This window comes from Rhodococcus sp. Ni2 (assembly GCF_021352185.1).
Taxonomy (GTDB): domain Bacteria; phylum Actinomycetota; class Actinomycetes; order Mycobacteriales; family Mycobacteriaceae; genus Rhodococcus_F; species Rhodococcus_F qingshengii.
This window is the reverse complement of sequence record NZ_WOXZ01000002.1, coordinates 2,326,979-2,344,612: the sequence shown is the minus strand read 5'-3', so window position 1 is coordinate 2,344,612 and position 17,634 is coordinate 2,326,979. Positions and strand designations below refer to the sequence as shown.

The following is a 17,634-nucleotide window of genomic DNA, read 5'->3' as shown; positions in this document are numbered from 1 at the left end:
CCGCCCGGTGGGCTAAAGGAGCAACCCGCATGAGCAAAGTGACAGGTTCGGTAAGAGTTTGGTACGCCGAGCAAGGATGGGGTGTATTCGACTCCGCGGAGACTCCCGGCGGATGTTGGGCCGACGCCAACGAAGTGATGCCGATGGAGCAACCCCTCGATCTGTACCCCGGCTCGCCAGTCAGGTTCGACTGGACGGACATCAGCCCGTCGCTTGTCGAAGGTTTCCGCTACCGCGCACACTCCTTCTATCCGATCGACGAATCGCTCGACCTCGACGACGAGGATTACGAACTACTCGATCTCGAAGACGCGGTCATCCTCGATGACGATGACGAACCACCCAGGTCGGCGGCAGACTTCGTTCGGGACTCGGAGATCGGGATCCAACCGACATGAACGGTGCATGAGCGGGTCCGAGGCAGGCGGGACGACCTACCGAAACTTCGAGTGGCTGACCCACGGCTGCCCATGGATCACGAAGAGCCTTTTCGGACGTAGGTGAAGGATTCGGATCGCTAGTTCGCGGGCAGATGAAGGCGCCGGTTGTGTGCGACGGTGACGACCAGAGTAGGGACCACGATGGCTAGTACTGCGAGCACTGCACAAAGAATCGGTCCAAGCAACGGCCGCTCAGACCACAGCTCCTGCGCCAGTATCCACGCACCGATTCCTGAACTACCTGCACTGATTCCTCGAAGAGCAGCCACACGCACAGGCGGCCTGACGGGGTACTGCCCAGTGACAATCGGCAGTCGGCGCCCGGCATTGAGAGACGACAACCGCACCGCGTACAGCCAGTTCACACCTGCAGCGATAACCAGTAAGCCAACACCAAGCGCAGTCATCCCCGGACCATACCGAAGGGGCGGTGTGCGGCCGACTGATCAGGGAAGCAAAAAGTAACCCGCACCTGCCCGGGGAGGCAGAGTGCGGGTTCTAGAGTTGCGAGCTTCGATTAGCCTTCGCCCACTGTCAGCAATGCGGGAGTGCAGGTCACCGGTACCGGAAACCTTCCGTAAATGTGACAACGACATGTGTATCGCTACGGACGATCTCTCCAGCTGAGGGCTCTATTGCGAATGCCCGCCAATCTTGAGGCCTGCTGATCGACGTCGTCGACACGTCCTTGGCGGCCAGCTCGATATCGGTGAAACCTAGGCTCTTCAGTTCATCGACGACGATCCCGCCGTTGCGTCCGTACACCTCCGGAACGGTGACATAGACCGATGGGACTGCGGACGTAGTCCGAAGAAAGGTTGCAACGTCAGCCTCAGGGGCAGCACAGCCGGCACTCCCAAGTCCTGCCGAGATGGCTACCACCGCAATGATCTTTTTCATCAGTTTTCCTCTCGGTAGCTCTTGCTCGGTTATGTCGGATGGAACTGGCCGTCTGATACAGCCGACAAAAAGCAAGAACCCGCACCTGCCCGTGGAGGCAAAGTGCGGGTTCTTCTGTGGTCAGCACTGCGCAGTCTGACGACTTCACCATACTCAGTGAACCGTTGTCAGCTCACGGGCGGCGGGACAATGCTCACCGATCGCGGCGGCATGACAACGGTGAAGCCGTTCCTTTGAGCAGCAGCGGTGAACGGCTCGGGGTTGGGATCTGCCGGCCATGCCACGGCCTCCCCTGCTTGCCCGAACAAGCCGACTGCGTTGGGCTTCGGCCCGGTGGTAAACCGGGTTTGGTACTGCAGCCCAGCGAAGGTCGCGTCGAACGCCGCTGCCCATTCCTGCGGAATGGCGTACGGCGTCATGGACGCGAGTTCCCTGGTCAGGCCGAAGTCTGCAGCCTCGTCCGCGCAGGTATCGGCGAGGCGGTGGTCGTGCGGCACGGTCAGGGTGGAGAGCTGGCGGCCGGCAGAAAACGCATGACTGATCACCCCGGTTGTCGTGAGCGCCGCTCCGACGGTCTCCCGGATCGCGGTGAGCTCGTCGTAGGCGAGGTAGCACGTACCGCGGGGCGGGTTCAGATCGAAGCGGCCACCACCCGAGGAGGCGAACCACCATGGTCCGTTCCCGGTGCTGTGCCCGCGGTGCAACGGTTTCGCTGTCGTGAGCGTGGCGCCGGGGAATCGGTACAACGACCGGGACGGCGGTTCGAGAGCGACGCTGTCCCGGCTCACGCGGCCCACCGCTGCGCATCGGCGCGGGCCAGCTCCAGGGCTGTATCGACGGGGCGGCCCTCTGCGATCCAGTCGGCGGCGCTGCGGTCGCCGAGTTCGGACTGCGGGCTGCGCAGCCAGATTGCGCAGGTCCAGGGGTCGGCGCTCTCACGAAGTGTCTGCCACAGGGTGATCAGGTCCGGGTGCACCGTTCGGGACTCAGTGAACTGCCAGGTGGGATAGACCCACTGCCCACCTTCGAGCTGGCAGGCGATCACAGTGCCTGCAGAGACAGCCTTGTTGATGGCTTGGCGGCTCACGCCTCGCCACTGGGTGAGGCTGGGGGTGTCGTAGAACGGTCCGACGAGTTTGTCGTAGACGTGGATGGCGGGCAGTGCTGCGGTCATGGATCGGGCGATCGATTCGACGTCGTCGAAGATCTCGACGGAGGCGCCGGCGGCGCGGGCGTCAGCGAACGTCCGATGGACGGAGATCGTGAGCAGGTCGAGAAGCTTGCGTTCCTGCTCGGCGAGGGTGTTCATGAGAAATCCTCCTAATTAGTCAACCGCGTCAACTCCAGTGTCCGCGTTTGCGTCAACCGTGTCAACGAGTGAAGGCGGGTTGTTCGGATCCTGCCCGATGTTGGCTTCGCCAAGAAACCCTCCGCTGCCTGAGGCAGCGGAGGGTTCGAGGGGGGTGTGCTGAGGGTCAGTACGGCCAGGGATCAGTCGAAGCTGAAGGTCTCACCGACGAGGTCGGATCGGTCGACGCAATCGAGAACCTTGATCGTGTGGAGGCTGTCGACGAAGTACCCGTTGCGACCGGGGAACACGGACAGGGTGTCGTACGCCCATTCCTTGAGGCAGGCACCATCGAGGGGCTGGCCGACAGCGACTTCTTCGGTGCGGATGAACTCGTCACCGTTGGTGTAGCTGTCCGTGATTTCGATGGTGATCTGCATGGGATTCGTTCCTTCTGTTCGTACGTACCGGTTGGCAATGCGCCGTGGTCGGGTTACGGGTCTCGACGTACTTCTCGCCGACCTGTCAGAAGGTGGCGTCGATGCCGATCCAGAAGTCGGCCTTGCCGCCGGCTTCCTTCACGTGGCTGATGTCGGTGAGGATCGCGGTGTCCGTCTGATCGGGCTTGTACATTCCGCTCGGAGCCTCCAGCAGGATGGTGCGACCGGCCGCGGTTGCGGTGTACAGACTCGTTCCCGAGCACTTGCCGGCTTCGATCGGGCTGTCCGTGATCGTGAATGTCATGAGTCCGCTCATCGTGTCTACATCCTTTTCGTGTGGGGCTGGTTTCGGCGCTACAGCCTGATGACCAGCGTTTTTCCGGGGTACTCGGTGCAGGCTGGCGGTCGATGTGACCTGTGTGCTTCGAACTTGTTCCGATGTTGGCTCCGCCAACTCCCCCGATGTAGACGTGCGCCGGATGGTTGATCGTGTAGCGAAAGAGAAGAACCCGCACCTGCCGTGGCGGCAGAGTGCGGGTGGAAAGCGTGGGCGCCCTGGTGGCGACTCCGCCGCCGCCAGGACAACAGCAGCCAGCTCGAGAACCTGACCATCGCAATCGAGACACTGGTGTCAACAGCACGACCGTGAGACGCCTTCACACGGACGATAAGCGCAGCAAAAAGCAAGAACCCCGACACCAAAAGGCGTCGGGGTTCTCAGGGTTTGAGGCCGTAGCCGCGTCAGGGCTTTTCGGCTGGAGGGGTGATGGGGCGACCTTCAGCGGCGTCACGAATCCACTGGGGTACCTCGCGGCCGCTGCGTTCACGGAGTGCGATGGAGGCGCGGGCTGCTGCGGCAGCGACATTGCGCCGTTCTTTCGGGGTCCAGGTCCTGCGGGCTTCTGCGGTGGTCATCGCGGGTCCTCCTGCTCGTTCTGGTTGTCAGTGTCCTCGGTTTGGTCGGGTTCCGCCAGTGCACGCCGGGCGGATCGGTCGGCGATGGCGACTAGGACGTCTTGGTCGGTGGTGGTGATGAGCGGTGAGTCGGTGACGGCGGCGTAGATGTCCCACCCGAGTTCGACTTCGGCGGGATCGGCGCTGGTGGTGCGTTCGAGACACCACGTGATCCGTTGCCAGGCTTGGGCACGTTTGTCGGCGACGGTGCGTTGGCGGACGGTCAGGGCGACGCCGACGACGTGCAGACACACCTGCCGGAGCTTCGCCGACAAGATCCAGAAGGCCACCAACAAGGATGAAGCCAGGGAGCAGGAGCTACGAGGCACTACGGGCAAACTCCTCAACACCCTCTTTCGTCCTCTCCAGTGAGCAGGAAACCCATCGGGGCCAGCCTGTTTCGGAGCGGTAGATCACCGCAGTGTTCGACCCGGTGTTACGAGCTTGTGGAGATCGACAGAGATGGCAGCAGAGGTGTCGCGACCATTCGGTTACTAAAGCCTGTACCACTTCTTCACCGCGTACCGTTTCTGCCCTGATCAAAACTGGTACACCAACGTCAAACCATCGCCGCAGGTCAGCGACACAATCCTCACAACCACCCTGTCGAATTTCACTAAAAATTTAAAAGAAAATGGTACAACCTGCAACCGTCTGACCAGGACTGATGCGGGCCGTGTACCACCGATTAGCGGATGTACCACTTATTTCTAGGAAAGCCCTTGAGAAAGGGTCACGGCAGCATTCACAGACACAGGGCGCCGAAAACGTCAACATAGAGTTTCTCGGACCCGAAAAAGTTGAAAAACGGTACAGATCCTTGAGGAGAAGCGAAGTCGCAGGTCAGAGACCTGACCGTTGTACCGTTTCTGCTGCCGAGCTGTACCACTTTTTACTGGACTTCGATGAGAGCAGGTCAGCGAGGTGCATCCTGGAAATAACTGGTACACGAAAGTGGTACAGCGCGATGTTCCCGGTGGCGGCTTCATCGACTCCGGACAGGGACAGCGCTACTACCTCGGCGGTGAGACCTTCTTCGGTCCTTTCCTGATCGGCAACAACACGCTGACCCCTCGCTGATCAAATCCTGTCAGCGCACCACTGCGTACAAAACGCCGCCTCGTACTTCACGGGGCGGCGTTTTCTTTTCTTCGTGACTACGAACGTGCCCGCAGATACCTGTTACGCGTAATACCGACCAGTCGGACATCAGTGGCATCGTGCAGTATTACCGGCATGCCTGAGATTAACTGCCTGCCCACTGCGAGAATTTGAACACGATGACCAACGACACTGCGCCTGTCAGCAACCAGGTGATCCCAGTGGTGATCGACCTTGCCACCCGCACGCAGCCGGTTCGTCTTGTACTCGACCTGAACGAAGTGTGGGATAGCTGGCTGGGGTTCGGCCCGATGGAAGACGACGAGTTCATGACGATCGACCGTGAACTGCAGCGCAAGAACCTCACCCACGGCCAACGATCAGCGCTCGTCGACGAACAAGCGAACATCGAAGCACTCTTCGAATCAGATCGCCGCGCCTACGCTGCCGCGTACACCACCGCTGTCCATGAGGCCGCTGCAACTTACGGCATTACTGTTCCCGTCGTCGTTGTCATCGCGACCCGTGGGCAGCACGGGGCAATGTGGGACAACCTCGCGGAAGAGCTCCATAGGGTCGCCCGGCAGAAAACGCCAGTACCGGGTTCAGGCCTGGTGCCCGGCGATTACCCGCGCCCCGAGGGTAAAGACCCCCTGAGCTGGACTGTTGCCAAAGGGGAACAGGCTGCTGGGCGAACCTATCGCGCACGAGTGGCCGCGGCCGCCAATCAAATTTGATCTGAGGCGAAGCGTCCCATGCCGAACTATGAGTTGCATTCGGCATGGGGCTGGCGATGACACGCTGACCCGCGCGTCCTAGAAATGATCTGATCTGCGACATGATCCGCTAAGCAGCGGGTCATGCGACGATAGCGCTATTCGTGTTCCTTGGCCTCGTCATCGTCCTCTGCACTAGGTTGTGCCATCAGAGCAGGTGGCCAGACATCCGGTGAAACATTCTCCGGTTTCATTTTTTTCATCTTGTTTGGAACTTTGGCGCTCCAATCAAATTCTACGTTTACCCACACCTCCGGTTGATCAAAAGAAACGCCTTTGGTGAAAATGGCACCGCTAAATTTTATTCGACCGCCAATGAATCTTGCATTGTAGAAGGTGGTGCCGCCCTCGTTATTGAACTCCGCACCAAGAAAGGTGGCCTGGGTGGCACCGAATTTCGACTTATCGAAAGACGTCTGGTATCCGTTGAACTTAACATGAGCGAAGCGCGTCGATCCTGCGAGAAACTCGGCGTCAGTGAAACTGGTACTGGCGCTGGAAAATTCCGCCTTTTCAAATGTTGTACTTTCTGCTCGAAATATAGTTCGGTCGAAGCTCACGACTTCGCCAACGAAGGTCGAAACTTGGAACGACGTCAGCGAGCCGTCGAAGGTGGCATCGGAGAACCATGTTCGAGCACTGTGTAGCTTAGCGTGGATAAAATACGTTTCTCGACTCTTAAACAAAGTGCCCTCGAAGGATGTATCCTCGCCCTCGAACTCAGAATATCTAAAGTTTGTGATGCCGTCGGCGGAGGAAAATTCTACTCGATCGAATATATTATTTTTGCTTTTAAACTTTGTATCAGAGAAATTATTGTAGGGCCCAAGAAACTTTGCTTCGACAAATGTCGTGAGGTCGCTATAAAATTGCGCCCCGCCGAAACGCGCCGACGATGCGAAAGTTGCACGAGTAAATCGGGTAGATGATCCGAGTAGCTTTGCGCGTTCGAAAGAGACACGTTTGTTGAATATTGCGTTAGAGAAGTCCGCATTGTTGAGGTGCGCGCCGGTGAAATCGAAATCTAGATCACTCCATTTGACCTCGCTATCAGACTTCAAGTGAGCAACAATCGTGAGAATGATGCTTTGACGTATTTCACGATCGTCCAGACGGTATTCGTAGTGCTCTTCGACGATTCGGTCCGTAAGAGTGTTCCGGACTATTCTGCTCGTCTGATTCTGGCCGAGGCCCTGCGGTGGTGCATAGGGCGTACGAATGTAGCTGCACAGGACGTTGATGCAAGCTTGCGCCTCGGACTTATTTCCGCGTACCAGCCAGTCGTTGGCAAGAGCTTCCATTGCGTAGACGCCAGCAGTACGAACAGCTGAGGCAGGATCCGCGAGTTGGCCGGCGATGGTGGTGAATCTGTCGCGCAAACCGCGAGTGACTTCGAGATCATGAGAAGTCTTGAAGTGCTTCTTGGTTTGTCTTCGTGTCCAAATTCCGGTCAAGTACACGAGTAATCCGGATAATAGGACTGCAAGGCTCGCGATCACGGTCGCACATGGTTGAGTCAGCCCTTCGGGCGACGACGATGCCGAGTCGAGGAAACTTTTCAAGTCTTCAAGTGTGATGGGGATCGTCGGAGGCGAGGGGATTTCAGCAGGCGGCAGAGTTTCCACCGGAATATCCGGCAGAACTGTTTCCACTGGGACATCCGGCAGAACTGGAGGCTCGGTCGTCGGCACCTGGGCGAGCAAAATGGGCAGCACAGTTCATCTTCGCCTGCATTGCGTCGATTAGTAGATGGGCGCGCCGTGACCGCCACTGTAAGTCAGCGTCTTCAGATTGCGGAGAATCCCGTCCCGCTCGTTGTCCAATGCAGGGGCCAGTGCGTCACAGCGCATTGGACCATTCCTCGGAGACAAGGTGTACGCGGTCACTAAGACAAGAGAATCTATCGAATCCGACTCATCCATCAATCGATCTACTCTGCGACTTCTCTAGAAGGCTCCGCCGTACTCGCTGCGCGAGTAAAAGAGCCGGTACAACACGTCCGTCTCCGCGTTATGAAGGGCTGCTCTGGGATCGAGCCACTGGTCAGCGACCTTTTTCCAGCCGTCTGCCCCGTACTCCTTGTCAGCAAAACCTGCGACGAGAGCTGCAAGGTTCTCGGCGACTTCGGTGTACCCGGCAGGGTCAGTGACCCACCGTTCGATGATCACGGCGATGTCGTCGCGCACCTGAGCATCGACACGGCGATGTGGTCCCTCAGCACGTTGCCGTGTGGGATCACCCGCAGGTTTGTCGGCGAGGTTGAGACTGTTGCCGAACAACACAATCGGGTAGATCAGCTCCGATTCCCATGAACCGGGGCGCCCTGCAATCAACGTGGTGTTCGCGTAGGCGCTGGACTCGGCCCACCGTTCGAGTCCGCCGCGGCTCTCACGCAACCGGTAGTGGACCAACTCGAGTGCGGCCGCAAGAGTCGCCACTGTTTTACGACCAGCGCGAGCGAAAAGCCCGCGCAACGCGTCCGCGTCGGTGCTGGTGAGGGCGACAACGGGGCGCAGCGGGCCATGCGCGGCGACGAGATCGACGTAGACCTGCGCAGCGCCGGCAGGCCTCTCGGCGTACACGTCTCGGTTGTCAGCATCAAGGGTGAGAAACCAGCCCCGATTGTCGTGGTCGACGACTCGGCTGGGTAGGAGGTCGGGTGTGTCGACGTTCATGTGCTGATGTCCTCTCGGGCAGTACTTGAATTCAGAGTAGAGCCCGAGTGCTGCCGAGAACGAACAAACACGCCCCCACCTGCGGATTTCACGTCTCAAGGGCTGAGTCAGGCCCCGTACATGAAAGTCTGCCGCCGCGCCTGGACAGTCTCGTCAGCCCTGTAATTCATGTATGTTCCCGCCGGACTCGTAAATGGTGCAGCGCGCGGACGGGCGGCGTTCCAATCTCATGTCAGTCAGGGATTCTCACAATCTGATCAGAATCCTCAGGCATCCGCGACGGCGCCGTGAGTCACATGTAGTAGGGCATGCTGTCGACCGAGTAACCGAAGGCACACATCGCCAGTCCCGTAAGGAGACAAGCTACGGCGAACCCTGCCACGGCGGGGCGTGCACCACGCCAGATCGTGAACGTGGTCGTACCAATGGTGGCGACAGCGATGAGGGGCAGTCCCCACGCGAGCCAGTACAGTCCCCCACCGGGTGGAAAGGCGGGCACATCCCACGCCCTGCGCAGCGCGTAGACCAGCGGCCAGTAGCCCACGGCACAGACAACGATGCCAGCGAGCGCGCCCCACCACATCAGCGCCCACCGGAACCCGGACCACACATCGGACATCGTGACAACCTAGCCGACCTCCAGGTCGAACAGGTCTGATCGTGACTCAAACCCGAGCCGTCCAGGATCATTCTTGCTGTTCAGAGATATTTTGACGGTGTCTGGCTGGTGCGATGCCGACCGACATGAAACGCGGAAACCGCCCCGCTACCGACATAAAGACTGGAAACCGACCCGGAATCGTGAAACCTAGTGTCGAGATGCAGTGAAGATTAGCGGGGCACGCCGTGCTAGATTGCCCAACCTCGGGCGAGTCGTCTGCGCCCGCTGATTTGCGTGCGCGTATGCCGACGATCGCAATCCGCGGTCGCAACGCTATTCACAGGGGTCAGCTGCGGCGGCCGAGCCCAGGGGCGCCCCCGCTGACGATCCGGAAGGCTCCGTCGACCGGAATCGACCGGTCGGAGCGCCGGCGCTTCGCATCACGGGTCCGATCGCGCTCGAGTGTCTCGTGCAGCTTCTGGTAGTCCTTGGCCCTGGACTTGAAGTCCGCCTTCTCCAGCCTCACCCGCTCGCAGAATGCTTCCAGCATCGACAGCCGATCAATCTCGGACTTGCCGGCGATGCCGAGTTCTGCGCGCGAACGCAACTCCTGCAGCAACATGTCGAGGCGCTGGGGATCCTTGCGCAGAGCGTCAAGTTCCTTGAGGTCCGACCTCGACAGGACACCGACGTGCTTTCGCTTCTTTGCAGTCCGGGGCATGGTGGCATCGTATAGCGATGCTCGATCGGGCTCGCCTGTGCGTTCATGGCGTTGATCTTGATACGCCCACCCGACAACCTTGTGGCTCCGCGCCGACGATCCCAGCGGCTGCACCCATCTCGATCTGGTGCGTCCACAACCGTGAGGCAGATTGACAACCTACTTTGACGGAAAGGAGGTGACGCCGACTGCATTTCTTGCGCATAAGTGCAGGTACGAGCGATGGCGGCCTGAATGGTCGTTGTCAATCTGTGTGGTCGGGCTTGTCAATCTTCGCTGCATCTCGACACCTAGTTCTCGCCGAAATCGGGCTTCACTACTTCCCCGCATTGTCACTCCCCCTTTATGCGCGATCAGTGACGAGAATTTCCTTTCTCGCAGCGTCTCCGGGAAAAGGCCACCTCAGCGCACTTTTCGCGCGACGGAAATGTCGGTTGGGGCCTATACCGTGGCCTTATGGCGTCTCAGCGAGAAGTGCCGGTCCCGCTCACCTGGGGAAACAGGTCTGAGCGTGAGAGGTTGCGGTGTAAATGCCTTTTCCGTCCAACGGGTCTGGTAGTCATAGCGGATGAACAAGACATTCGTGGCTGTCCTCGGTGCCGGCGCTCTGCTCCTTGCCGGGTGCGGGAGTGATGACAAGGCTGACGACAACCATGCGAAGGCTTGCACTGATTTCGCTACAGCCCAGAACAAGCTCGTCAACTACGGAGTTGACGGTAAGCAGAGCTTGACGTTGGAACAGTTCACCGCAGCGAAGACGGAAACAGTCGGGGCAATCGATTCGGCCGGCCTCTCAACGAGTGACGCGGACGTCAAGTCTCGAATCTCAACCTTGGTCACAGGCATTCCGACTGAAACGGTGAAGCTAATGACAAGTAAGTCGGTAGCCGAATCGTTCAACTCGAATTCAACGGCAGTCGCTCGTGCCTGTGAATCAGCAGGGACCCCGATCACGGTTTCGAACATCCGGATCATTAGATTCATGGGGCCCTAATCCATCCGTGCAATCGGAAATATTCGCACCGGTTTCGTGCCGACCGGCTGTCTGTCTGACCTGATCGCACCGGGTCTTGGTTCGGCGAGGGTAGTCGTCGTATCCGTAGTAGCACTTGAGCTTCGATGAATCAGGGCTAGTTGGTCTGATTGGCGGGATGACCAAATCGCATCAATATACGGACATTTCACGGAAGCAGTATTGTTCAGGTATGGCAACAGTGGCGATGGCGACGAGTTCGGGGTTTCCCGCGCCAACTGCTGGTGTCCATCAAGCCCTCTCGGTTATCAGACAGGCTATGCGCTCACCGGTAGTAGCTGAACTTGAGCGGATGCGTGAACAAACATTGGCTTCGCACCGTGCTGCGTATGGCACGGTGTCTCGTGCCACTGAAGATATGGTCCGCGCCATGTCACCGATGCGCTCACCCGTAGTTCCTGAACTCGAGCGGATGCGCGAACAAACATTGGCTTCGCACCGTGCTGCGTATGGCACGGTGTCTCGTGCCACTGAAGATATGGTCCGCGTCATGTCGCCGATGCGTCAGGTGCTAAATGAGCTGGGGTTCTCTCGCCGCTCGTTGAAATCGTGGATATGCCGAAATACGCCGGTTCGCTGGGCGAAGATCACAGGCCTCCAGGAACACCTCCCTCCAAGCAAGCGCCGGAAGCTTCAAACAGAGACCGGACTCACCGCCCGCATAAAATCCTTGTTGGTTCGGCGCGCCCAACAGAGCGACGCCCCGGGGCGGACAGTCACAACTAAGCCGCAGGTCACACGCGGCCCCAATGCTCGCAGGTCGATTGCAACTAATCCACCTGCGGGTCTTCGGCGCGTCTAAACAACGAAATCGAAGCCCGCCCAACACGCACTCTGCGTGGAAGGACGATCTTCGTGAATATTTTCACCACGTTGACTGACGCTGTACCTAATTCACCTGTTGCCTGGATCTTCTCGGCGGTCCTGATCCTCGTACTGCAGTGGCGCGGCATCATCATGCTCTCGCTAGTGCCCTGCACTTTGGCCCTTGCGCTATTCGCATCGGCAGACCGATCGGAGCGCGCCACTCGGCTCTTCGAGATCCTGCTGAACCGCCTGGCGCGCGGCGGTAAGAAATGAACGGCCGCAGTGTTGGCCGTCCGATGATGTGCCCTCGTCCGGTGGTTCGCAGAATTGTGGAGATGCGCAAAGACGGGAGAAAACTGCAATCCATTGCCGACGAGCTCAACCGCGATGAAATCCCCACGGCGACAGGAAAGCCGGAGTGGAAACGCCCTCATGTTCACAGAATTCTCGGAACAGCAGTCGCGTCGAAGCTGCGCGACGAAATGACCTCGACTGAGGATACGAGCATCTTTGGCGGAGAACTATTTTCGGAAAACGGGGGACGCCAAGCCTCCTAGCTCGATGACGCCGACGCTGGTGATAGTGACCCAACCTGGTTAAGTCGCTATCACCCGTCGAGGCGAAAGTTGTCTTCTCCCATACCTTTACCGGCACAGATCCTGATCTGACAGTGAGGTGGATTCGACCACGGACGCACCGAAAAGCTCCGGGGTAGCGGGACGACGAAGAATGTCGGTGGGTGCCGATACTGTGGCCTGATGCCGTCTCAACGAGCAGTTCCGGTCCCGCTCACCTGGGAGAACGACGTCGCTGTGGCCGCGCCGCCCGATCTAACCGACTCGATGGCGACCAAGATCATGCAGTCGATGTCCGCCTCGCGCTCGGATGGCACCATGCAGGCCTACGCCTCAGCGCGACTGAGCACACGATCCCCGGGTCAGCATCTTCGCTCGTCCCTCGCGAGAACGACAGCGTCGACAGGTCCCCCCGCATCGGTCCCTCTCTGCCCCGTCGGTTGGGATCGACGAATTCGTCGCCGCGCAGAATTGGGAGCAAAGACATCTACGGAATGATCGAGTAATCATGTTTACTACCTCAGGTGTGGTCCGGGCACCGCAACTCCCGCGCCACCGTCCACCCGCTCGAGGTGAGCCACTGCTGCACCGGATCCGGAAGGATTCCGTCCTGTGCGGTCTGCGCGAAATCACCGGCCAGGATCGGCCCGTCACCGCACACCGCGCACGCGACATCGAATGCCGGCGGCGCGGGTTCGCAGTGGTGGCAATGTAATCGGGCGATCACCGAACCCAAATCGGCGGGATACGGGTAGAGCCAGATGACGGCCAGGTCCGCACGTTGGTGAGCGGCTTCCGCTCGGGTGCTCGGCGCGTACCCGCAGCTCGGGCAGATCCGCGGCGACCGCACCGCCGCAACAGAATCCGCGACCGCCGCGGGTTCTCTACCCGGACGAGTCTGCGAACTCGTGGCCTGGCTTCGTTTGTTGAGATGCCCGTAGACGGTCGTGCGAGGAACATTCAACATCGCCGCGATCTGCGCGACCGTCTTCTCCCCGCCGTCGTACAACTGTTGGGCGAGTGCGATCTGATCGCCGGACAGTTTCGACGGGCGACCGCCGGTGCGGCCCCGCGCCCGTGCCGCGGCCAACCCGTCGCGGGTGTTCGCCACGATCAACTCACGCTGGAGCTCCGCGAGCACCGACAGCATCCCGAACATCGCCCGGCCCTCGGCGGTGGCGGTGTCGATGCCCTGCTCGAGGACCTTCAATCCGATCCCACGCTCACGCAGGTCGGCGCCGAGGGTGATCAGATGCAACACCGAGCGCCCCAACCGATCGAGCCGGGTAATGACCAGGGTGTCACCGCTACGTAGTCGAGTCAGCACCGCATCGAGTTGCGGGCGTGAGGCTTTCGCGCCGCTGGCGTGGTCGGTGTGGATGTTCGCAGCGTCGATCCCTGCCCGAACCAAGGCATCGATCTGATGGGCGGGGTTCTGATCTGCGCTCGAGACTCGGGCGTAACCGAACAACATCTGTCGAAAACTACCCTTGTTTAAGGTTTTCCGACAGGTTTGGAGTTGTCGGAATCAGGCGTGAGGGGGCACGAACTCAGACCCTCACCCGGCGCACCGGGATCATCGCGCTCTGAAACGTCGCACCACCATGAACCTCGGCGATGTGCCAAAACCAACCGCAGTTCACAGCAGCGGAGGAGCCACCGACGATCCTTCGTATATCTTCTCCACCGCGTCGTTGTAGGACGACTTGTGTTCGGCGTAGACGATCCGGGAGCGGGCAATGGAACTTTCTGCTGTGGAACCAGCTGCGGTGTATAGCGTTTCGAGGTAGTAGCCGAAACCGTCGACAGACTCGTTGATATCACTCACCGCCCCCTCTAGATGATCGGGAAGGTCCCGGCCTTCGAGGATCGCTATATAGGAATCCATCGTCCGTTTGAAGGCCTGCTTGTAACTGACGATGTCGAGAACTGATGCGCGACCTGCACTGACATCCTCTCCGAAGACCAACGCCTCGTCGATGGCAGCCTTCGCCAGTCGGGTCGCGGGATCGACCTTGCCGACATAACTCTTCGAGTCCGCCAGGCGTTGCGCTGCGTCTTTGCGTTCCTTCTCCGCAGCTTTACGGTCGTCTTCGGCCTTCCTGCGTTCGGCGGCTGCGTCACGCTCGCGTATTTCCGCCAGGACAGGTGAATCCTGGGGAAGAATTTCCCTTATTCCCTCGTCTTCCGGTTTCGCGATCTTCAAGGTGACGCTGTCCTTCTGGTCCATCCGATCCCCCGCCGGCGGGATCTGCTCGACCACCACCCAGTTGGCATCCATCAAGGGCTGCCGGTCCGATATCGCGTCGATATCCTCGAATTCCTTGAAACCGGCATCTTTGAGGACATTATGGGCGTCGTCGAGTCGAATACCTGCCACCTTCGGCACTTCGACCGGATCACTCCCACACGCCACCAACGCGAAAGAAATAGCGAATCCGGATATCAGGGCTGTGGTGGTGCGTTTCGTCGGCATTTTTACCTGTCTTGGGGCAACTGGAAGATTCGGTAACTGTTTTCCGGATGACTGATTTCTCGGATATTGCATCATGCGGCAAAACCGTCCGCTGCATCGCCCGATCTTCTATTTCGCTCAGCGATGTCGGAGTACTCGGGCATAGTGCGCGGGGAAGCCATCCAATTCAGACCACAGATCAGAGGACACAGCATGCCCACAACGTCAGATGCTCGGCTTGAACTTCTCGCGAAGCGCTGCGACGCCGACCTCGGTGATCCTGACCTGTGGTTCCGCCCCGACGGTTATCCGCACAGTCTTGCCCTGTGCATCATCGACTCGATCGCATCCACCGGCGCGCACTACAACTCCGTCAAAAACGTCCTGCGGCATTACATCGACTATCGACAAGCTCAAGACGGTAATGCCGATACCGACAATGCCGGCACTCTGTTGGGTACCTTCGACGAACTCGGCGGCCCGCAGGAGTGGGCTGCGATGACGAATAACCGCAAACCGACCTCGACGACCAAAGGCGCTCCACTCAAGGCTGCGGCCATTCACGAGGCTGCCGGGCGGCTGCGTGAACTGGGTATCGACAGCACCGACGACCTCCGCGCAGCCGACGCCGACGCCCTCGCCAACGCGAAGAAAGTCTGGGCCACAGTTCCTGGCCAGCGCTCCGGGATCACCTGGAACTACTTCCTGATGCTCGCAGGCATCCCCGGCGTGAAAGCCGATCGCATGGTCATCCGCTACGTCGCCGACGCGATCGGCACCACTCCGGAGAATGTGAGCGCACCCGATGCCGCGATGCTCGTGAAAACAGTCGCCGAAAAATCCGGCCACAACGTCACCCACCTCGATCATGCGATCTGGCGATTCGAATCCGGCCGACCCGTGAATCAGCAGAGCTGAGTTTCGCAGATCCGAGCGGAGATTCTCGGAACCTTCTCCACACGCCAGACTCAGCGAAAAACGAACTTACGGAAGTGCAACCGCATGGCAAGTGATGCAGAGCAAGGATTGTTGGTCCGGCGTCTAGGTACAACAGGAACCTGGGATTCACCGGAAATGACTGCCTACGACAACGAAGACCACCTCCAACGGATCATCGCTTCCGACCCGCACTACGTACCCGGGGTGCCCGAGGGCTCACTGACGGTGCGAGAACTGTCCACAACAGCAGGACCCGCCGACGTGTGCATCATCAGCCCGGACGGCGCGATCACAATCGTCGAGTGCAAACTGGCCTCCAACTCCGAACGCCGCAGAATGGTCATCGGCCAAGTCCTCGACTACGCCTCCGCGATCTGGGTGGACGGTCCGAAATCGTTTCGCGAACAATGGAATCGCCAACGCGGCGACGACCTGAACGGGCTCGGCGAGACCGCCCTCGAACAACTCGACAACAACATCACAGAAGGCCGAATCGACCTCTGCCTCGCCGTCGACCGGATCGACAACGATCTGAAACGGTTGGTGGAATTTCTCAACCGCATCACCCGCGACGACGTCGCCGTCACCGCACTTCAACTGACCTACGCCCGACACGGGGACATCGAATTCCTGATGCCGTCGACCTACGGCGGCGAGATCGCCGCCGCCAAAGCCCGCAGCGCCGGCCCCACAACCTCCTGGACCACCGAATCGTTTCTCGATGCCCTCGGCTCCGCATCCGACCGTGCCCTCGCCGAAAAACTCTTCGACCGGATCGAAGGCCTCGACGACAGACGCGGCACGCACGAGAACCTGTGGTTCGGCAATCGGCCTGGAGGTGGGGTATTCCTCTATCCTTATGGGTTGCGGTTTGCTCCGATCCAACTGTGGATCAACAAAGCTGCCCGACTCATGGCTTACGGAACCTGGAATCAATACGAGGTGGTCCGTCAGCACCCAGGCTTTGCCGAAATCGCCGATTTGATCGGGCAAGACTACCGTTCCACTGCAAAGGGTTTCGCGGTCGCCGATACCGATCTCGACGAGTTGTGGCAGGTCGTGCTGCGCTGCGCGGTCAGTATCAACAACTCCGACGACTGAAACCTTCGAATGAACCGTTGCCGGCCGGCATCCCTGTGCAGTCCGGCCGGCAACCTATCGAAACCGGCGTGGTCAGCGTGGATGTTCACGGCATCGATTCTGACCCGCACCAGTGCATCGACCTGATGGGCGGGGTTCTGATCTGCGCTCGAGACGCCTGTGTAACCGAGCGTGAGTATCCGAACAACAACTGTCGAAAATGCCCCATTTCAGTGTTTTCGACAGGTTTGGTCAGTTCGCCGGGTCGTCGATTTCACGAGCAAGGACGATGAGTTTCGTACCCTGGTAGTAACAAACGTCACCGCCGGGGAGGTAATCGCGACGCTCACCTATGGCCTGTTCGATGATGTGTTTCGCCAAGCTTGTCGGCGCCCAGGTTCGGAGCGGGTCGTCTCCGCCGAACCATTGAAGCGGCTCCGCCCGGTTGCGCACCCAGTGCGCTTCCCCACGTCCAGGCTTCGCCGCTATCCATGTCTCGACTTTCTCCACGACATCGGCGGCGAGGTTCGCACGCAGATTCAATTCGAGTACGGCTCCCTCCGGAATGACGTCATTGTCGTGAAGCAGGTAGGTCGAGCGGTCCGCCCACTTCTTGTTTGCGATTTTCGTAACTACGCCGTCTGCGCTCGCCGCAACACCAGGGGTGAGGACCCTGGTGGCCGGGTCATCGGTCGGATAGAGCCGACGGAACACCACGCAGGGTTGCTGGATCGGACCAGGCAGCACGAACACGTTGACAGTGTGCATTTTGATGCTCAGATTCGGAGTCAGCTCGGTCAGCCACGTCACCGTTGTGTATGTCTGCGCGGAAAAGTCCTCGGCGAACAA

The 17,634-nt window shown here is 59.5% G+C and carries 22 protein-coding genes; 7 read left to right on the top strand and 15 right to left on the bottom strand.

All coding sequences use genetic code 11. The features are described 5' to 3' along the window. Positions 1-29 precede the first annotated feature (29 nt). Positions 30-398, top strand: coding sequence for a hypothetical protein (locus tag GN300_RS24545; RefSeq protein ID WP_063316470.1), 369 nt, complete (start codon positions 30-32; stop codon positions 396-398). A 597-nt stretch (positions 399-995) separates the two neighbouring features. Here GN300_RS24545 and GN300_RS24540 read toward each other — a convergent pair. From GN300_RS24540 to GN300_RS24510, 7 genes are all read right to left on the bottom strand, one after another. Beyond that, positions 996-1,340 carry a PASTA domain-containing protein gene (locus GN300_RS24540; protein ID WP_063316472.1) on the bottom strand — a complete coding sequence of 115 codons (345 nt, stop codon included), beginning with the start codon at positions 1,338-1,340 and terminating at the stop codon, positions 996-998. 167 nt (positions 1,341-1,507) lie between these two features. Then, positions 1,508-2,128 (bottom strand): RES family NAD+ phosphorylase, encoded by a 621-nt coding sequence (locus GN300_RS24535; protein WP_063316723.1) that lies wholly within the window; start codon positions 2,126-2,128, stop codon positions 1,508-1,510. Continuing rightward, positions 2,125-2,649 carry a hypothetical protein gene (locus tag GN300_RS24530; RefSeq protein ID WP_063316473.1) on the bottom strand — a complete coding sequence of 175 codons (525 nt, stop codon included), beginning with the start codon at positions 2,647-2,649 and terminating at the stop codon, positions 2,125-2,127. The genes GN300_RS24535 and GN300_RS24530 overlap by 4 nt, the downstream gene beginning before the upstream one ends. Positions 2,650-2,831: 182 nt before the next feature. After that, the gene (locus GN300_RS24525; RefSeq protein WP_063316474.1) at positions 2,832-3,068 is read right to left on the bottom strand and encodes a hypothetical protein; all 237 of its coding nucleotides are present in this window, start codon (positions 3,066-3,068) and stop codon (positions 2,832-2,834) included. A gap of 85 nt (positions 3,069-3,153) precedes the next feature. Then, a complete protein-coding gene (locus tag GN300_RS24520) occupies positions 3,154-3,384 on the bottom strand; it encodes a hypothetical protein (protein ID WP_063316475.1) in 231 nt (76 codons plus the stop codon). A gap of 425 nt (positions 3,385-3,809) precedes the next feature. Then, on the bottom strand, positions 3,810-3,983 hold the full coding sequence (locus GN300_RS24515) for a hypothetical protein (protein WP_156511771.1): 174 nt from the start codon (positions 3,981-3,983) through the stop codon (positions 3,810-3,812). Further along, entirely contained in the window at positions 3,980-4,351 is a 372-nt protein-coding gene (locus tag GN300_RS24510; protein WP_233405690.1) for a hypothetical protein, read from the bottom strand. Before GN300_RS24510 ends, GN300_RS24515 begins: the two co-directional genes overlap by 4 nt. A 625-nt stretch (positions 4,352-4,976) precedes the next feature. On the opposite strand from GN300_RS24510, the gene GN300_RS29790 reads away from it, so the two are divergent. Both GN300_RS29790 and GN300_RS24505 read left to right on the top strand, forming a co-directional pair. Beyond that, a complete protein-coding gene (locus tag GN300_RS29790; protein ID WP_267933189.1) occupies positions 4,977-5,102 on the top strand; it encodes a hypothetical protein in 126 nt (41 codons plus the stop codon). 200 nt (positions 5,103-5,302) lie between these two features. Next, positions 5,303-5,860, top strand: a complete 558-nt coding sequence (locus GN300_RS24505; RefSeq protein ID WP_063316476.1) for a hypothetical protein — start codon at positions 5,303-5,305, stop codon at positions 5,858-5,860. A gap of 137 nt (positions 5,861-5,997) precedes the next feature. Here the strand turns inward: GN300_RS24505 and GN300_RS24500 are convergent, their stop codons facing one another. The 4 genes from GN300_RS24500 to GN300_RS24485 form a co-directional block, all read right to left on the bottom strand. Continuing rightward, positions 5,998-7,614, bottom strand: a complete 1,617-nt coding sequence (locus tag GN300_RS24500; RefSeq protein ID WP_063316477.1) for a pentapeptide repeat-containing protein — start codon at positions 7,612-7,614, stop codon at positions 5,998-6,000. 231 nt (positions 7,615-7,845) lie between these two features. Next, positions 7,846-8,574 (bottom strand): hypothetical protein, encoded by a 729-nt coding sequence (locus GN300_RS24495; RefSeq protein ID WP_063316479.1) that lies wholly within the window; start codon positions 8,572-8,574, stop codon positions 7,846-7,848. Positions 8,575-8,866: 292 nt separating this feature from the next. Next, positions 8,867-9,193 (bottom strand): hypothetical protein, encoded by a 327-nt coding sequence (locus GN300_RS24490; RefSeq protein WP_063316480.1) that lies wholly within the window; start codon positions 9,191-9,193, stop codon positions 8,867-8,869. 328 nt (positions 9,194-9,521) lie between these two features. Beyond that, positions 9,522-9,896 carry a hypothetical protein gene (locus GN300_RS24485; RefSeq protein ID WP_156511772.1) on the bottom strand — a complete coding sequence of 125 codons (375 nt, stop codon included), beginning with the start codon at positions 9,894-9,896 and terminating at the stop codon, positions 9,522-9,524. A 1,888-nt stretch (positions 9,897-11,784) separates the two neighbouring features. On the opposite strand from GN300_RS24485, the gene GN300_RS24480 reads away from it, so the two are divergent. Both GN300_RS24480 and GN300_RS24475 read left to right on the top strand, forming a co-directional pair. Next, the gene (locus GN300_RS24480) at positions 11,785-12,009 is read left to right on the top strand and encodes a hypothetical protein (RefSeq protein ID WP_082845789.1); all 225 of its coding nucleotides are present in this window, start codon (positions 11,785-11,787) and stop codon (positions 12,007-12,009) included. Beyond that, the gene (locus GN300_RS24475) at positions 12,006-12,293 is read left to right on the top strand and encodes a recombinase family protein (protein ID WP_082845790.1); all 288 of its coding nucleotides are present in this window, start codon (positions 12,006-12,008) and stop codon (positions 12,291-12,293) included. Before GN300_RS24480 ends, GN300_RS24475 begins: the two co-directional genes overlap by 4 nt. Before the next feature lie 209 nt (positions 12,294-12,502). Here the strand turns inward: GN300_RS24475 and GN300_RS29785 are convergent, their stop codons facing one another. The 3 genes from GN300_RS29785 to GN300_RS24465 form a co-directional block, all read right to left on the bottom strand. Beyond that, on the bottom strand, positions 12,503-12,631 hold the full coding sequence (locus GN300_RS29785; protein ID WP_267933188.1) for a hypothetical protein: 129 nt from the start codon (positions 12,629-12,631) through the stop codon (positions 12,503-12,505). A 200-nt stretch (positions 12,632-12,831) separates the two neighbouring features. After that, positions 12,832-13,785 carry a recombinase family protein gene (locus tag GN300_RS24470; protein WP_063316484.1) on the bottom strand — a complete coding sequence of 318 codons (954 nt, stop codon included), beginning with the start codon at positions 13,783-13,785 and terminating at the stop codon, positions 12,832-12,834. A 165-nt stretch (positions 13,786-13,950) separates the two neighbouring features. Continuing rightward, a complete protein-coding gene (locus GN300_RS24465; RefSeq protein WP_233405689.1) occupies positions 13,951-14,862 on the bottom strand; it encodes a PASTA domain-containing protein in 912 nt (303 codons plus the stop codon). 117 nt (positions 14,863-14,979) lie between these two features. On the opposite strand from GN300_RS24465, the gene GN300_RS24460 reads away from it, so the two are divergent. Together GN300_RS24460 and GN300_RS24455 are read left to right on the top strand one after the other, a co-directional pair. Beyond that, positions 14,980-15,684, top strand: coding sequence for a hypothetical protein (locus tag GN300_RS24460; RefSeq protein ID WP_063316486.1), 705 nt, complete (start codon positions 14,980-14,982; stop codon positions 15,682-15,684). A gap of 84 nt (positions 15,685-15,768) precedes the next feature. Beyond that, a complete protein-coding gene (locus GN300_RS24455) occupies positions 15,769-16,806 on the top strand; it encodes a hypothetical protein (protein ID WP_156511773.1) in 1,038 nt (345 codons plus the stop codon). 231 nt (positions 16,807-17,037) lie between these two features. Here GN300_RS24455 and GN300_RS24450 read toward each other — a convergent pair whose 3' ends face one another. Further along, the gene (locus GN300_RS24450) at positions 17,038-17,595 is read right to left on the bottom strand and encodes a hypothetical protein (RefSeq protein WP_156511774.1); all 558 of its coding nucleotides are present in this window, start codon (positions 17,593-17,595) and stop codon (positions 17,038-17,040) included. Positions 17,596-17,634: the final 39 nt, after the last annotated feature.

What these genes read in the sequence shown, in the direction of transcription:
- GN300_RS24545 (WP_063316470.1), top strand. Translation starts at nt 30, where the DNA reads ATGAGCAAAGTGACAGGTTCGGTAAGAGTTTGGTACGCCGAGCAAGGA.
- GN300_RS24540 (WP_063316472.1), bottom strand. Translation starts at nt 1,340, where the DNA reads ATGAAAAAGATCATTGCGGTGGTAGCCATCTCGGCAGGACTTGGGAGT.
- GN300_RS24530 (WP_063316473.1), bottom strand. Translation starts at nt 2,649, where the DNA reads ATGAACACCCTCGCCGAGCAGGAACGCAAGCTTCTCGACCTGCTCACG.
- GN300_RS24525 (WP_063316474.1), bottom strand. Translation starts at nt 3,068, where the DNA reads ATGCAGATCACCATCGAAATCACGGACAGCTACACCAACGGTGACGAG.
- GN300_RS24520 (WP_063316475.1), bottom strand. Translation starts at nt 3,384, where the DNA reads ATGAGCGGACTCATGACATTCACGATCACGGACAGCCCGATCGAAGCC.
- GN300_RS24515 (WP_156511771.1), bottom strand. Translation starts at nt 3,983, where the DNA reads ATGACCACCGCAGAAGCCCGCAGGACCTGGACCCCGAAAGAACGGCGC.
- GN300_RS24505 (WP_063316476.1), top strand. Translation starts at nt 5,303, where the DNA reads ATGACCAACGACACTGCGCCTGTCAGCAACCAGGTGATCCCAGTGGTG.
- GN300_RS24495 (WP_063316479.1), bottom strand. Translation starts at nt 8,574, where the DNA reads ATGAACGTCGACACACCCGACCTCCTACCCAGCCGAGTCGTCGACCAC.
- GN300_RS24490 (WP_063316480.1), bottom strand. Translation starts at nt 9,193, where the DNA reads ATGTCCGATGTGTGGTCCGGGTTCCGGTGGGCGCTGATGTGGTGGGGC.
- GN300_RS24485 (WP_156511772.1), bottom strand. Translation starts at nt 9,896, where the DNA reads ATGCCCCGGACTGCAAAGAAGCGAAAGCACGTCGGTGTCCTGTCGAGG.
- GN300_RS24475 (WP_082845790.1), top strand. Translation starts at nt 12,006, where the DNA reads ATGAACGGCCGCAGTGTTGGCCGTCCGATGATGTGCCCTCGTCCGGTG.
- GN300_RS29785 (WP_267933188.1), bottom strand. Translation starts at nt 12,631, where the DNA reads ATGGTGCCATCCGAGCGCGAGGCGGACATCGACTGCATGATCTTGGTC.
- GN300_RS24470 (WP_063316484.1), bottom strand. Translation starts at nt 13,785, where the DNA reads ATGTTGTTCGGTTACGCCCGAGTCTCGAGCGCAGATCAGAACCCCGCC.
- GN300_RS24465 (WP_233405689.1), bottom strand. Translation starts at nt 14,862, where the DNA reads ATGATGCAATATCCGAGAAATCAGTCATCCGGAAAACAGTTACCGAAT.
- GN300_RS24460 (WP_063316486.1), top strand. Translation starts at nt 14,980, where the DNA reads ATGCCCACAACGTCAGATGCTCGGCTTGAACTTCTCGCGAAGCGCTGC.
- GN300_RS24455 (WP_156511773.1), top strand. Translation starts at nt 15,769, where the DNA reads ATGGCAAGTGATGCAGAGCAAGGATTGTTGGTCCGGCGTCTAGGTACA.